We start from the raw sequence: 14,101 nt of genomic DNA on the forward strand, positions 1-14,101 counted from the left end.
GGACATCATTTTTAAGGGAACAAAATAAAAAAGACCTTAACAAAGATAATCCCTTATCCTTGTTAAGGCTTCGTCTGCATCACCAGTAACAATCCTTAAAAATACATTCTATTTCAGGGTTAAGACATTATCTTGTGGATAACGAGGCCCATTTTTGCTCCAGCCACTGATCAAACTCAGCACCCTTGTCACCTTCATAGACGTCATAAATATCGACTCTCATCTTGTGCAGCTTCTCGCGAAAATCGTTATAGGTATGGTCGGCTGGCAGACTTTTTTTAATCCGCACCAGAATCTTCGTCAGGCCCTTAACAAGCTCACCCTCTTTGCGCACAGGCGGCTGTACATTCTCGCCCCATTCCTGAAGCTTGCGGTAAGCGGCTTCCTGAACGGCATATACCGTATCATTATTCAAACGGTGTGTCAGCAAGTCAATCGTCTGCTGGTTCTTCCATGCACCCAGATCATTTACCGCAGCTAGACGCGCTTTCCAATCGGAGGTTCGGTTTGCAGCTACTTTAAGCTGCTCATATACTTCTGCAAATTCCTGCTGAGTTTCGTTGTTTTCCAAAATCATCTCATCCTTTTCTATAACTGAGTCAATCTATATTCGATCCTGTAGCGGTTCCACCATCAGAACGCTTTGCACACTTGTTCTTCGGTCCTGTGGCTTTACTAAAAAAATCACTACATTACTGTTCATCACGATTGCCGTTTGTTAAATATAACATACTTGCAGGTCTTCTTCATATCTCGAACCATTCAACCGAATCAAATTCATCATTCGTTGATGTGGCGTGTGATTTTCATTTAGTATGCTGTATTTGCTGAGGTCAGCCTCGAGACGAATCTTTTACAAGAGGAACTTTCGCACTTAGCTTGACAAACCGTTGTTACAAATCTATTGAATCCGAACGAAATCTTAGAAATATACGAATTTTATGAACTTGTTTAATGGAATATTTGAACATAAAATGAAATTGTAATCGGTTACAACTACATTTAAATAAAGGAGGAAGCAAGAAACATGAAAAGAAAAAGCATGAAGAAATCATTTCTCGTCATTGCCTCCCTCGTCATGGGCTTCACACTGTATGGCTACACTCCCGCTTCGGCAGATGCAGCCAGTGTGAAAGGATATTACCATACTGAAGGAAACAAGATTGTGGACGAATCCGGGAAAGAGGCGGCGTTTAACGGTTTGAACTGGTTCGGTTTGGAAACTCCTAATTACACCTTGCATGGACTGTGGAGCCGCTCGATGGACGACATGCTGGACCAGGTGAAAAAGGAAGGCTACAATCTGATCCGCCTGCCTTATAGCAATCAGTTGTTCGATGCTAGTTCCCGTCCAGACAGTATTGATTATCACAAAAATCCTGATCTGGTCGGATTGACTCCGATTCAAATTATGGACAAGCTGGTCGAAAAAGCTGGACAACGCGGTATTCAGATTATCCTTGACCGTCACCGTCCGGGCTCAGGTGGACAATCCGAGCTGTGGTACACCTCCCAGTACCCTGAGTCTCGCTGGATTAGTGACTGGAAGATGTTGGCTGAACGTTATAAAAATAACCCTACCGTCATCGGTGCGGATTTGCACAACGAGCCACACGGTCAGGCAAGCTGGGGTACAGGCAATCTCTCCACAGACTGGCGTCTGGCTGCACAGCGCGCGGGGAATGCGATTCTGTCCGTGAATCCGAATTGGCTAATCCTCGTAGAAGGTGTGGACCACAATGTACAAGGCAACAATAGCCAATACTGGTGGGGTGGCAACCTGACAGGTGTAGCCAACTACCCTGTCGTTCTCGATGTACCGAACCGTGTCGTATATTCTCCACATGATTACGGCCCTGGTGTGTCCTCGCAGCCATGGTTCAACGACCCAACCTTCCCGTCCAACCTGCCAGCGATCTGGGATCAAACCTGGGGCTACATCAGCAAGCAAAACATAGCTCCGGTGTTGGTCGGTGAATTCGGCGGTCGCAATGTTGATTTGTCTTCTACTGAGGGTAAATGGCAAAATGCACTCGTAGACTATATTGGTGCCAACAACCTGTACTTTACGTACTGGTCCCTGAATCCGAATAGCGGCGACACAGGCGGTCTGCTGCTGGATGACTGGGTTACCTGGAATCGTCCAAAGCAGGATATGCTGAGCCGGATTATGAAGCCTGTAAATTTCGCAGCAGAGCAAGTCAAAGCAGCAGCCGAATAGGCACAGGACTTCACTTCACTTATTGAAAAAGCCGCTTTTCCTCCTTTAAGCCAGATTATGCTGGGCTATGAAGATGTGGAGAAACGGCTTTTTTATGGTGCCTGCAGACGTCCAGGGTTACACTCCACGTATATCCATGCTTTCCTCCCCTTATAACGCCTTCTTTCCAGTTTTACACATTGTAAATCTCCCATTGGATAGGTCATTCTGTAAACTAAATCTCTCTTTTAACCGATAAATACATATGTTGGATTTGAATTATGAGAGTAATGAGTCCATCTATCATTTCAACGAAGAGGCTCACCATGCAATCCAGTTCCTCCCATTGTGGTCTTTTTCCTTTTGTCAGGTCGATTATGATCAGATACCACCATGGTCTACCTGTGATAAAGCTTTTCTCACAAGCTGGTCAGCTTGTCGAGTTGTCTCAGGTAAGCGATATTGTGGACAAAGCTTTAATATCCAGTTGCAGGCAGTTTCTAATGAAATACGATGACCTACGGATACAAAAAGAGGTTTAATGTTGTCCTGGGTTCTTAACACTCCGCCGATGATCTCCTCATGAGCCACTAATAACGAACATGCCCCTCGTTCTTGAGAGGGTTCTTTGACCTCATTTCTAAACAATTAGAATATAACTAAATAATTAAAACTTGCGAAAATAAAGATGCTCGCATGAAAAGTAAATATTTCTCAACTTCCTAGCTCATGCTTCGCCCCAACTGCTCCACCTTGCCTAGCCAATCGTTGCGCTGTCGCTCCGTCTTCTTATTCATCAAATCAATGGTGGTAGAACGCACGGGCTTGACACCACATAAATGTAGCGTGGAATCCTTCATCATGCGATGCCCCGGCTGCCCTTGAAAAAAACGGTAATACCAATGCGGTCCGTCCATCGTTGTGATGAGGTGGGCCGTTCTGCCTTTTAAGAGCTTATCAGGCAAGGGTTTTCCTTTTTGATACTTAAACGCAAACCCTGGCATAAAGGTACGGTCAATAAATCCCTTCAATAATGCAGGCAAGCTGCCCCACCAGATCGGAAAAACAAAAACGAGATGTTCTGCCCATTTAATCGACTCCTGTGCTTGGATCAAGTCAGGCTCCAATGGCAATTTATTACGATATCCCCCTAATAGATTTGGATTAAAATCCAACGCGGATAGCTGCAACAAACGCACCTCAGCTCCTGCAGCCTCTGCTCCTTTTACATAGGATTGAGCCAGCGCTTCCCCATAACTGCCAACGACCGGATTTCCCTGAATAACCAATATTTTTTTAGACATATAAATCACTTCCTACCCTCATATTATGTTTTTAGTTAGAAAACACTAACCTTTTATTTAAAAGAAAAGGCCACTACTGACCTTTACTTTAATAAAGCGGTTAAACGTTGCTTGACCTCTGTTGCAAATGGAATAAGTTCCTGCGGAAGTTCACCTTCCAGGCTGGACACGGATAAGCGTGTAATAGCTCCAATGATAAGCACACCGGATAACTGGGCATCCTGCTTGGGCAATTCTCCACGTTGAATCCCCTGCTCGATGAATTCCGTTAACGCCTCCAGCGGCTGACGCACATTCTGACTATGGCTTGCCTCAACGTACAGCTCATGATGCTGTGACAGCAGAAGCAGGCCACACTGATCTTCATCATGCATTCCCAGTACTTCATCCACCAGTTGATGGAAACGACTGACGAAGCTCCCATTCTGCTTGCGGTAGAAGTCAATTAATGTGGTATAGCTATTGCAATATTGCCCGAATACTTCCAAAGCCATGGCTTCTTTACTCTTAAAATGCTTGTATATCGCGGCATCCGTTACGCCGGCGGCCTCTCCAATTTGTTTGACGGAAATTCCGTCAATCCCCTTGGTTGCAAACAAGCGCATCGCCGCCTGCAAAATATCCTTCTTTTTGCTATCTACATGTGTTTTCTTGTTCATAAGCATATAGTAAGTGATAACTAACCAAAATGCAAGCCATATGTAAACATGCGCTGCACCAAACAGACCTATGCACTGACCCTTGAGGAAATTCGTAATCTTGTGCTTGCCTTCAAGGAGGCTGCTGGGCGGGCTGCGCAATCCACTCTAGTCCAGACTGGCAGCCGAACAGCTTGGCGTTCGCATAGAAAGGCCGGCGCCGTGTAACCACTTTTGTTTTTAAAATAACCATCAGAAAATACGGTATTGCATCGTAAAGGTGTCACGCACTGGATCGTACACTAAATTGAACAATTTCGACAATAATAGGTGTGCCGGGGGAAATTATATCCCCTTCGTTGAGGTGAATCGTCAGCGATGCAGGTGTCAGGCTGTACAATGTGCTTTCTTGGATCATGCCGTTAATATACAAATTGGTATAGCTGTTGCTCCCGACATAAAACCGCTGAATATCCACCTGCATACCATCTACAGAAAATTGATCCACCATAATCGTGACCGAAGATTCAATAGAATCAGGAGCAAAATAAAAATACCGCTGAGCCGTGGGGATAATATCAATATTTGAAATGTCAGGTGCCGGGCCGGTTGGACCTGTTATGCCTTGGGCTCCTGTTGGGCCAGTTATGCCCTGTGCTCCAGCAGGACCTTGTAAGCCCGTTGCTCCTGGTATACCTGGCACACCAGCTGGACCCGGCAAGCCCTGCGCTCCCTGTAATCCTGCTGGACCCGGTATTCCCTGAACTCCCGGCGGTCCCGCTGGACCTGGTACGCCCTGCACTCCTGCTACACCTGAAACCCCCAATGCACCTGCCAGTCCGGCTTGACCTTGCTGTCCTGTCAAACCGGGAATGCCTTGTTCTCCCTTTGAACCAGCAGTCCTGTCCTTTCCATCCAGTTCTTTTATATCTCGCGTATCTACCAAGTTCCTTTTCTTCCGATGCCTTCCATGAATATTGTAATACCGTCGTTGTATGTTTAGCTTTGGATGCTTTTGGGCATGGAGTCCTCTTTTTCTTCTGCCTTTAAGTGGATGACTTGTTTTACATTTTTTTCGATTGATGATCTTACTTCGACTGATGATCTTACAATGTACGGTTCGCTTTCGATGTCTCCTTAGTGCTGAATCGCGTATCCCCATACCAACCATCTACACCTCCTTTTCTCATCCTCATGTATTATATGCACATATCCCTTTGGGGTTTTAGGCATTTGAGTAGCCGAATACCAAGTGGTCGTTACCAGGCTACACTCGCAAAAAAAGGGCCTCCTCTATCCACCCTATTATTAATAGCAACGTTAATGTGCCGTTCCGAATAGGTTAAAAAATCATTTATTGATTAAGAGCCAGTGATTGGCTCATACCGACAAAGAAAGGAGGTAAGATCAATGCCAATCATAAAACCTGTATATACAGCAGTAGCTACTGCTCCCGTAGCAACTGGTGGTGCTGTAACCACGACTGTAACACCAGCCGTGACTCGTTTTTTTGCAACAATTACAGCCGGGATGATCGGAGCAACAACAACAACTGTTCCTGCCGCAAGCTTTGTTGATGACGCAGATGCTCCAGTTGTTGCTCTGCCGACATTAGCGGCTACGGATTCTGCTAATTATTATATTAATGGAGTGATTCAGCAGAGTTCCTTATTCACCCTAACTACAGCAAGTCTGGTCATTAGCTCCGTAGATATTACACCAGGGGTCCCAGTTGTCATAGAAATATCTGATTTTAGCGGCACAACCTCCACCATCACAACTCAGCCTACCATCTCTGCTCCTACGGTTACTATTATCACTTAAGACCTTTCACTATTTGATTGAAGATGGACTGAACATACACTCACGCTGTACACTACCCCGTATAAGCTAGAAAAGACCGATTCAGATGTCGATATCTGAATCGGTCTTTTAAGCTCAAGATGATTATATAATTGTATTCCAATAATCCGGTATCAGATGATTAAGGCAAGATAGCAAAAGAACGCACCGGAAATCCGGGGGAATCCTGAATGCTCGGAACGATATTATAAATGATCGCCCCCGTCGCCGGCAGCTTGTCCAAATTCGTCAGCACCTCGACCTGATAACGATCCTGCTCCAATATGTAATATTCCCCTACCAACTTGCCCGCTTTGCGATAGGCTACAGAGGAATCGGTATCCAGTGTCTCATGTCCAATGGCAGCTACATTTCGTTCTTCTACCAAAAAGCGCAGTGCCTCCAGCGACCAGCCCGGGCAGTGTGCGTCTCCGACGTTGTCCTTGTTCGAGAAGGCATCTGAATCAGGCCAACGCTTGCTCCAGTCACTGCGAAAGGCGACAAAGGATTGATCGGCTATGCGTCCATGCTCCTTTTCAAAATCCAGAATATCCGCAACCGTAAGCTCATAGTCGGGATTGGCTGCAACAGCAGCCGAACGGTCAATGACAACCAGCGGCAAAACCAGCTCCTTCAACGAAAGCTCATGCAAGTAACGTTTACCCTTCACAAAATGAACGGGTGCATCTATATGAGTGCCGTACTGACCCGGAAAGCAGTATTGTTTTACAAAAAAGCCATCATCGTGGGTAAATAGGGTATCCACCTGAACATGATCGAATACTGGAAAATGAGGGATTTCAGGATAAAAGGTGTGGGACAAATCCACCCACTCTTTTTGCTTCAACAACTTCAAAATATCTGCTAAATGCTCTGCCATGATGCCCATTCCTCCTCAGCTATATTACAAGCATTGTACCTGACGATTTGGTAAATATCTACAAACCCACTACTAATTCAGAAAAATAGAAATTGAGATTGAGATTGAAATCGTTAACATTTTTAGAGAATCTATTTTTACCTCCTCTAGTCTAGTATAAAACCCATTAAGAGTATTGTATTCGAGCAAAAAACACAAAAACAATTCCATATATTCATATATACAATTCCCATTTCATGTGATTGTTAACGTTTTCATTATTTTGTATGCTTTTTTATTGGAAAAAAGTAGGGGTCTATGGCATTATATAAAAAATTCGACAAAAATTTTAGTATGTAACTTTTATTATATTAACAAATACTGGAATGAGAAGTATGATAGAAAATGTAGAAACCATAGGAGCACCCGGGACTCCTTCGTTCGTCTACCCATTCATCTCATATACGGAGGTAATTTATGAAAAAGAGATTTTCAATCGGAATCGCAGCAGCCTTGCTGTTCACTACCCTGACTCCTCTTGGTACACCTGCTCATGCAGCCACCGATCTTGGTAAAGAAACGCTCGGCAGCAAAAACGGTTGGGCAGCCTTTTCTACAGGCACAACAGGCGGAGCCGCGGCTTCTTCTTCCAATATTTTCACCGTAACGAATCGCAAGCAATTAGTCGACGCTTTGGGCAAAAGCAGCAATAGTACGCCTAAAATCATCTATGTCAAAGGCACAATCAACGCCAACGTCGATGACAATAACAAGCCATTGGGATTAAACGATTACAAGGACCCTAAATATGATTTTGACGCCTACCTCAAAGCGTACGATCCGTCCACATGGGGTAAAAAGCTTCCATCCGGTACATTGGAAGATGCACGTGAGGCTTCACAAAAAAATCAGGCCAGTCGTGTCGTCATTGATATTCCGTCCAATACAACAATTATTGGTCTAGGTAGCAATGCCGTCATTAACGGCGCTAACCTCCAACTGAAAAAAGGGACAGACAACGTCATTATCCGTAATATTGAGTTCCAGGATGCCTACGATTATTTTCCTCAGTGGGACCCAACTGACGGTAGTACAGGCAACTGGAATTCGGAATATGACAGCATTACAATTAGCGGTGCCACACATGTATGGGTAGACCATAATTCCTTTAATGATGGGGCTCATCCCGATAGCCAAAACGGTACATTTTACGGTCAGGAATACCAGCATCATGATGGACTTCTCGATGTGATTAACCAGGGCGATCTGGTTACGGCTTCTTACAATCACTTTTACGATCATGATAAATCGTCGATTATTGGCAACAGCGACAGCAAAAAAGCAGATGAAGGGGCCTTACGTGTAACCCTACATCACAATTATTATGAAAACACCGTACAACGCACACCACGCGTACGGTATGGACAAGTCCATGTGTATAACAATTACTATGCAGGTGATGTAAAACGCTCCGAATATCCTTCACTGTATATATGGGGCGCAGGTAAATCCTCCAAAATATTCGCCGAAAACAATGTCATCGACGTTGCGGGCTTATCTGCAGACAAAATTGTGTCTGTCTTTGGTGGAACTGCCCTGTCAGACACGGGCACACTCTTGAATGGACAAGCTGTTAACGCAGGCTCCAGCGCGGGTCTTAGCTCTTCTGTAGGCTGGAAACCAACGCTGAACGATAAAATTTCCCCATCGGCTAGCGTAAAAGCAGAAGTCACTTCTCAGGCTGGTTCCGGCAAACTGTAAAACTGCTTTGCTGACACAAACAATCACAGCTCTAACAACCTGTTTTTACACCAAAAAGGACTGTTCTCCCCGTAGATGATTCCACGGAGAGAGCAGCCCTTTTTTATTTTCGAGTTGTTTAAAACAAATTACATCGTTTATTAAACGCTGTATTGTTCTACCAACACCGGCTTTTCAAATGCATTATCCAGCTTGCGGAGCTTGGCCTTTACCGCTTCTGGTGGCTCAACCGCAGGCGCATCTGGATGCAGCAACCATGATTTCACAAAGTGTGTATCGGATAATTGAAAGAGTGGAGGCTCTTTCTCAAAGTCAATCTTCATGGCATAACTACTGCGGGCTGCAAAGGCATCCCCTACAGGTGGGTGCAGCAGATCCGGAGGTGTTCCTGGAATGGCTGCCAACTTCTGACCATGACTGTCCAAACTTGGCATGGAAGCGAGAAGCCCCCAAGTATATGGATGTTTCGGATTATAGAAAATTTCATTAACCGTACCTGTTTCCACGATTTGCCCAGCATACATAACAGCAACACGATCCGCCATCTTCGCTACAACGCCGAGGTCATGAGTAATAAAGATGATGGAAGTGTCGATCTTCTTTTGAAGATCCTTCATCAATTCCAAAATTTGAGCTTGAATCGTTACGTCCAGTGCAGTCGTCGGTTCATCGGCAATCAGTAGCTTGGGATTAGCAGCCAGTGCCATCGCAATCACGACACGTTGACGCATACCGCCACTGAATTCATGCGGATACTGGTTAAAGCGCTGCTCTGGATGCGGAATCCCTACCAGGTTAAGCAACTCAATGCCCCGCATGTGAGCAGCATCCTTGGATATCTTTTCATGCTTGAAAAGCACTTCCGTGATCTGCTTGCCGACCTTCATTGTCGGATTAAGCGAAGTCATGGGGTCCTGAGAAATCAGACCGATTTCCTTACCACGAATTTTTTGCATCTGCTTTTCCGTTTTATGAATCAGCTCTTCCCCGTCAAATAAAATTTGCCCCTTTTGATAAATGCCGGGAGGGGTCGGAATCAGCTTCATAACAGCCTGTGAGGTTACACTTTTGCCTGAGCCGGATTCACCGACAATGGCCAGCGTCTCTCCTTTATTGACATGAAAGTTTACGCCACGAATGGCCTGCACTAGTCCCTGACGGGTCTTGAAAGATATCGTTAAGTCCTTCACTTCCAAAAGGCGGTTCATCTCATCACTCTTTCATATTTATTCATCACTATTATTGACCACTATCTAAAAAAACGACGTTCATGAGTCAAGGTATATACGAACAATTTTACTCAGTTTAGTACCTGCCAGTCAAGCAATATCTAAAATAAGATCAAAAATCTATCATTACATGTCATGTGTATGGTATATTCAGTTTGAAAAACGATCAGTTTTAACCATTTTTGTACTCATTTATAACATACGTTGTATATAGCTAAACCGTGCCCCGCCCAATGGTGAACGTGTACAGATCAATTCACCGCCCAGCCGGGAAGCAATTTGACGGCAAATGGCCAATCCCAGACCCGTGACACCGTTCGAGCCTGTATAAAATCTTCCGAACACCTCCGCTGCCTCTTGTTCAGTCAGCCCTTCTCCGTCATCATCCACATGCATAACCCATACAACCTCTGGTGTTGTCCCCGCCTCCAAGTGAATAATAACCTCCGTAGAGGTGTGTCGAACCGCATTTTGCAACAAATTCAATATCATACGGAACAATTGCTCGGCCGGAACAGCCACATGCAGACCCTCCCCCTCTACACGAAGCGAGATCGAGCGTTCAGCAGCCACCGGCATTAACAAATGAACAGCGTCCTCTGCCATGCTTTTAAGATCAATCAGAGAGACAGGCCATTCTTCATTCAACCCCTCCAGCCTCGATAGCTGAAGCAGCTTTTCCACCATATCAATTAATCGCTGGGACTGCACTTTAATAATGTTTAGCCCCTCGTCCTGGGATACGACCTGATCCTGAATGGCATATACGTAGCCTTGAATGGACATTAACGGTGTCCTTAGCTCGTGAGATACATTTTGCAAAAATTCAATTTGACTGTTGTGATGCTGCTGAATACGGGTGGACATGGAATGAAAGGTGCCGATCAGTTCTCCAATTTCGCTTTTATCTGCCTGCGGAAAATCACTATCCTGCGGTTGATTTGGCTCAAAGTTGCCTACAGCCTCCTTCAATCGCTTGAGCGGGCGTACCAGTCGTGAAACGACCATCAGCCCAATGACGAGAATCACCAGAAAACTCGCCACGATGGACAATATGGTGGTTCTCATGAGCGGGACATACAGCGCTCTTAATGAAGACAACGGGGAGTATACAAAAATACGAAAAGGTTGGCCGGGCAATTCTTCATTGGTAAACAGTATCTTTTTGCCTTGCAGCACAGCAACTCCTTCATGTACGGTGGACAGATCACGAGCAGACGGATGAATGGATGCAAAAAATCCCTGACGGATCAATAGCAAACTCTCTACCTTTTTGCCCTCCATTCCAGAGACGCTGGAGTCGATAATGCGGTTATCTGTGCTTAAAATAAAATAATCGGCAGACAAAAGCATGCCTTTGATAACATAGTTAAGCTCAGCGTTATCCAGTCGGTCAAAGCCTCCGTCGCTCATAATATGGACGGCTTTGCGTGCTTGCTCATGAAGCTTGGATTTAGCCTGATTTACAAGAAGGTCGTCGATAAGCCTGATGAACAAAACCACCGTAATACAGACGGTAATGAGCATTGCGATAGATAGAGACAGCAGTATTTTAGCTCTCATCGTACGCATGGCTACTGCTCCTGAACCGTTGCTTTATATCCAAATCCCCACACAGTATTAATGAGGAGCGTAGAGTGATATTCCGCCAGCTTTTTACGAATTCGCTTGACCAGATCGTCCACGACCCTTACATCACCTATAAAATCATAGCTCCATACCTGCTGAATCAGATGCTCCCTGCCAAAAGGTCTTTCCAAATGATTCGAAAGAAACAGCAGCAGGTCAAATTCCCGCGAGGTCAAATTCAACTCTTGTCCGTCCACTGTAACCTTACGAAAATCTGCAAATATACACAGATTGCCTGCATGACATACTTCTGCGCTTCCTGTTGCACCCTTTTCATCCGATGCAGAATTCCCTGCCTTGCTCAGTCGCAGCATCGCTTTGACTCTTCCAACCAACTCCCGTGGATTAAAAGGCTTGGTTAAAAAATCACTGCATCCCAGCTCCAGCCCGTGAATACGATCACTTTCTTCACCGCGTGCGGAAATCATAATAATTGGCATTTCCGTGAACTCACGAAGCTGAGTCAGCAGGGAAAGCCCATCAATTCCGGGCATCATAATATCAAGAACGAGGCAATCCGGACGGTCCGTACGGATATGCTCAACCAGGGTTTTGCCACTGGAAAAGGAAGTCACCTCGTAGGATTCTTTTTTCAAATACTCAGATATTAATTGCAAAATAAACACGTCGTCATCCACCACTACTATTTTTGTCATGATCATAACCCCTTGCCGTTGTTCTGGATGGTTCCATCCTCTCTATAAGCTTAACAGAAGCCCGGTAGAATAGACAAAAGACGGGTATACCGTTCCCGGTCCCGTCTTTTCTATCATAAATCGCTGCTGTATATGCCAGGCGAACTGAAAACTGACTGCGCTTCAACCTTATTTTTTGGTTGTTGTTACTACTTTAGCAGCTGCTTTTGGAGCTGTTTTCACTGCTGTTTTTGGAGCTGTTTTTGCAGATACGACATTTTTAGCCGGAGCTTTGTGGACTACTTTGTGAGCTGCTTTTTTAGCTACAGCATGATGTGCACGAGTTTTGTGTGCTGTTGCTTTATGTCTAACGGCTTTATGTTTAACGGCATGATGTTTAACTGTACGGTGTTTCGCTTTTACTGCTTTTACTTTGTGGCTCGCCACTTTTTTGGCAACTGCTTTTTTGGCAGGAGCTTTTTTCGCTTTTGTTGTTGCTTTATGAGCTACTACAGCTTTTTTAACGGGTGCTTTCACCACAGGTGTTTTTATCACAGGTGCTTTCGCCGGGTTTTTGGTAGCTGGTGCTGTTACAGCAGGAGCTTTGGCAGCTGGTGCTGCTTTGGCTGGAGTCGTTGTTGCTGTAGCGGCGAATGCGCTGCTTGCTCCTCCCAGTACGCTTACTACGGTCAATACGGCTGCTGCATTTTTAGTCCATTTTTTCATGATTGAATCACCTCTCCTTTAAAGTATCTTTAGCTTATCAGGAGAATTCGGGATAATTGTGGAGTAAATGTGTGAAAAGTATATGAAAAAAGCGTGCAGCTCTGTATCCGGAAAACACACGAGCTGCACGCTATAAATGTTACACAATCATCGCCTTCACTAACCGATGGCAATCCAGGAAACAATGCCGTAGTTATGCGAGGTTTCGTTCCACTTGGTTACGACGATCACCGCACCACTGGGCGTCTGTGATTTTAGTGTCGCATGAAAAAGAGGATGGTTAGTCATGGCTACAAGCGTATAGTCCGGGTTCACAAAAGGCTCCTCGAACACAATCGTAACCTCCGTCTCTCCTTCACTACCTTTTAGAAGAAACGGCGCTCTGCCAAACTGCTGCAATGCGGGCTGATTTGCGCAAGTACGAACAGGAGTGATACTCAGATGCTCCGGCTTCACTGCATTCAGCTCCAGCTCACGCGAGCCTATGGAGCCTTCCACCAGATGATGCCCTCCGATGCTCTGCTCTGCCAGGTGATGGCTTTGTACTGCAGCGACCTGCAGATGCTCCGATCCTACAGCTTCCGGGCTCAGCACCTCACTGTCGACGGCCTGAGCTTTCAGATGGCTGCGAGATACGCTGTCTGCCTGGAGCCTGTCGCCGCTAATGCCTTCCTCCGGCAAAAGCCCCGAGAGGTGAATATCTGTGGATAGCTGAGCCAGTGTCACCGCCCCTGGCTTCAGGTGATGCGTATCAATGACTTCTTCCCCAATGTGTTGGCCTTCAATGGACTTCTCAGCCACATGCCAGGAATGTATCGCCCCACTCGGGATCTTGCTGGACGTAACCGATCCTTCCTGCAAGGCATCCTCCGACACCACCTGCCAGCCTACATGCTGTTGCTGGATAGCCCCTGCTTGCAGATGCTCCGACTGGACCGAATCCAATGCGATATGTCTGGACTGCACCGCGCCCTCTGCCAGCGCAGATTCCTGTACCGCCCCATCGGCCAGATGTTGCGGGTGTACAGCATGCTCCGTCAGATGTACGGAGCCTACACTAGCTTCCGCCAGATGCGAAGCACGCACCGCCCGGAGTGCAAGCTTCTCAGCGTTCACGCTTCCTGTCTGGAGCGCGTGAACCGATACACTCCCCGGCGAAATATGCCGGGTCAACACAGATGAAGGCTGCAAATGGGCAGAGGTGACGGATTCCGGGGCCAAATGGCTCGACTGGATGGCCTCTTCTGCCACATGATTTCCTTGCACAGCTTCGTCGAT

The 14,101-nt window shown here is 45.8% G+C and carries 13 protein-coding genes and 1 pseudogene; 3 read left to right on the forward strand and 11 right to left on the reverse strand.

Annotated features, from left to right (window positions below; genetic code table 11):
- Nucleotides 1-127 precede the first annotated feature (127 nt).
- Complete coding sequence (locus LCF57_RS18695; RefSeq protein ID WP_152379040.1) at nucleotides 128-571, reverse strand: HEAT repeat domain-containing protein; 444 nt, start codon at nucleotides 569-571, stop codon at nucleotides 128-130.
- Nucleotides 572-1,027: 456 nt separating this feature from the next.
- On the opposite strand from LCF57_RS18695, the gene LCF57_RS18700 reads away from it, so the two are divergent.
- Nucleotides 1,028-2,221, forward strand: a complete 1,194-nt coding sequence (locus LCF57_RS18700; RefSeq protein WP_226002047.1) for a glycoside hydrolase family 5 protein — start codon at nucleotides 1,028-1,030, stop codon at nucleotides 2,219-2,221.
- 360 nt (nucleotides 2,222-2,581) lie between these two features.
- On the opposite strand, the pseudogene LCF57_RS18705 reads toward LCF57_RS18700, so the two are convergent.
- The 4 genes and pseudogenes from LCF57_RS18705 to LCF57_RS27670 all read right to left on the reverse strand — a co-directional run.
- Nucleotides 2,582-2,836 (reverse strand): annotated as a pseudogene (locus tag LCF57_RS18705) (endonuclease V); the annotation flags it as partial.
- Between the two features lie 86 nt (nucleotides 2,837-2,922).
- Nucleotides 2,923-3,504, reverse strand: coding sequence for an NAD(P)H-dependent oxidoreductase (locus tag LCF57_RS18710; protein WP_226002048.1), 582 nt, complete (start codon nucleotides 3,502-3,504; stop codon nucleotides 2,923-2,925).
- Nucleotides 3,505-3,587: 83 nt separating this feature from the next.
- The gene (locus tag LCF57_RS18715; protein WP_226002049.1) at nucleotides 3,588-4,163 is read right to left on the reverse strand and encodes a TetR/AcrR family transcriptional regulator; all 576 of its coding nucleotides are present in this window, start codon (nucleotides 4,161-4,163) and stop codon (nucleotides 3,588-3,590) included.
- Between the two features lie 262 nt (nucleotides 4,164-4,425).
- A complete protein-coding gene (locus LCF57_RS27670) occupies nucleotides 4,426-5,088 on the reverse strand; it encodes a DUF4183 domain-containing protein (protein WP_264083701.1) in 663 nt (220 codons plus the stop codon).
- A gap of 464 nt (nucleotides 5,089-5,552) precedes the next feature.
- On the opposite strand from LCF57_RS27670, the gene LCF57_RS18725 reads away from it, so the two are divergent.
- On the forward strand, nucleotides 5,553-5,966 hold the full coding sequence (locus LCF57_RS18725; protein WP_226002051.1) for a DUF4183 domain-containing protein: 414 nt from the start codon (nucleotides 5,553-5,555) through the stop codon (nucleotides 5,964-5,966).
- Nucleotides 5,967-6,126: 160 nt separating this feature from the next.
- Here the strand turns inward: LCF57_RS18725 and LCF57_RS18730 are convergent, their stop codons facing one another.
- Nucleotides 6,127-6,864 carry a cyclase family protein gene (locus LCF57_RS18730; RefSeq protein WP_226002052.1) on the reverse strand — a complete coding sequence of 246 codons (738 nt, stop codon included), beginning with the start codon at nucleotides 6,862-6,864 and terminating at the stop codon, nucleotides 6,127-6,129.
- A 456-nt stretch (nucleotides 6,865-7,320) separates the two neighbouring features.
- Between LCF57_RS18730 and LCF57_RS18735 the strand changes: the two genes are divergently transcribed.
- Nucleotides 7,321-8,604, forward strand: a complete 1,284-nt coding sequence (locus LCF57_RS18735; protein ID WP_226002053.1) for a polysaccharide lyase family 1 protein — start codon at nucleotides 7,321-7,323, stop codon at nucleotides 8,602-8,604.
- Between the two features lie 140 nt (nucleotides 8,605-8,744).
- Here the strand turns inward: LCF57_RS18735 and LCF57_RS18740 are convergent, their stop codons facing one another.
- The 5 genes from LCF57_RS18740 to LCF57_RS18760 form a co-directional block, all read right to left on the reverse strand.
- Nucleotides 8,745-9,812 carry an ABC transporter ATP-binding protein gene (locus tag LCF57_RS18740; protein ID WP_226002054.1) on the reverse strand — a complete coding sequence of 356 codons (1,068 nt, stop codon included), beginning with the start codon at nucleotides 9,810-9,812 and terminating at the stop codon, nucleotides 8,745-8,747.
- Between the two features lie 213 nt (nucleotides 9,813-10,025).
- Complete coding sequence (locus LCF57_RS18745) at nucleotides 10,026-11,405, reverse strand: sensor histidine kinase (RefSeq protein ID WP_226002055.1); 1,380 nt, start codon at nucleotides 11,403-11,405, stop codon at nucleotides 10,026-10,028.
- A 2-nt stretch (nucleotides 11,406-11,407) separates the two neighbouring features.
- A complete protein-coding gene (locus LCF57_RS18750; protein WP_226002056.1) occupies nucleotides 11,408-12,118 on the reverse strand; it encodes a response regulator transcription factor in 711 nt (236 codons plus the stop codon).
- A gap of 168 nt (nucleotides 12,119-12,286) precedes the next feature.
- Nucleotides 12,287-12,823: a hypothetical protein gene (locus LCF57_RS18755; protein WP_226002057.1), complete on the reverse strand. Its 537-nt coding sequence runs from the start codon at nucleotides 12,821-12,823 to the stop codon at nucleotides 12,287-12,289.
- Nucleotides 12,824-12,982: 159 nt separating this feature from the next.
- On the reverse strand, nucleotides 12,983-14,101 hold a 1,119-nt coding region (locus tag LCF57_RS18760; protein WP_226002058.1), incomplete at its 5' end, for a WIAG-tail domain.

The organism is Paenibacillus sp. BJ-4 (genome assembly GCF_020404765.1).
Taxonomy (GTDB): Bacteria; Bacillota; Bacilli; order Paenibacillales; family Paenibacillaceae; genus Paenibacillus.

Bases quoted from the DNA above. Each gene is read 5' to 3' on its own strand.
- LCF57_RS18700 (WP_226002047.1), top strand. From the start codon at position 1,028: ATGAAAAGAAAAAGCATGAAGAAATCATTTCTCGTCATTGCCTCCCTC.
- LCF57_RS18710 (WP_226002048.1), bottom strand. From the start codon at position 3,504: ATGTCTAAAAAAATATTGGTTATTCAGGGAAATCCGGTCGTTGGCAGT.
- LCF57_RS18715 (WP_226002049.1), bottom strand. From the start codon at position 4,163: ATGAACAAGAAAACACATGTAGATAGCAAAAAGAAGGATATTTTGCAG.
- LCF57_RS18725 (WP_226002051.1), top strand. From the start codon at position 5,553: ATGCCAATCATAAAACCTGTATATACAGCAGTAGCTACTGCTCCCGTA.
- LCF57_RS18730 (WP_226002052.1), bottom strand. From the start codon at position 6,864: ATGGCAGAGCATTTAGCAGATATTTTGAAGTTGTTGAAGCAAAAAGAG.
- LCF57_RS18735 (WP_226002053.1), top strand. From the start codon at position 7,321: ATGAAAAAGAGATTTTCAATCGGAATCGCAGCAGCCTTGCTGTTCACT.
- LCF57_RS18740 (WP_226002054.1), bottom strand. From the start codon at position 9,812: ATGAACCGCCTTTTGGAAGTGAAGGACTTAACGATATCTTTCAAGACC.
- LCF57_RS18745 (WP_226002055.1), bottom strand. From the start codon at position 11,405: ATGCGTACGATGAGAGCTAAAATACTGCTGTCTCTATCTATCGCAATG.
- LCF57_RS18750 (WP_226002056.1), bottom strand. From the start codon at position 12,118: ATGACAAAAATAGTAGTGGTGGATGACGACGTGTTTATTTTGCAATTA.
- LCF57_RS18755 (WP_226002057.1), bottom strand. From the start codon at position 12,823: ATGAAAAAATGGACTAAAAATGCAGCAGCCGTATTGACCGTAGTAAGC.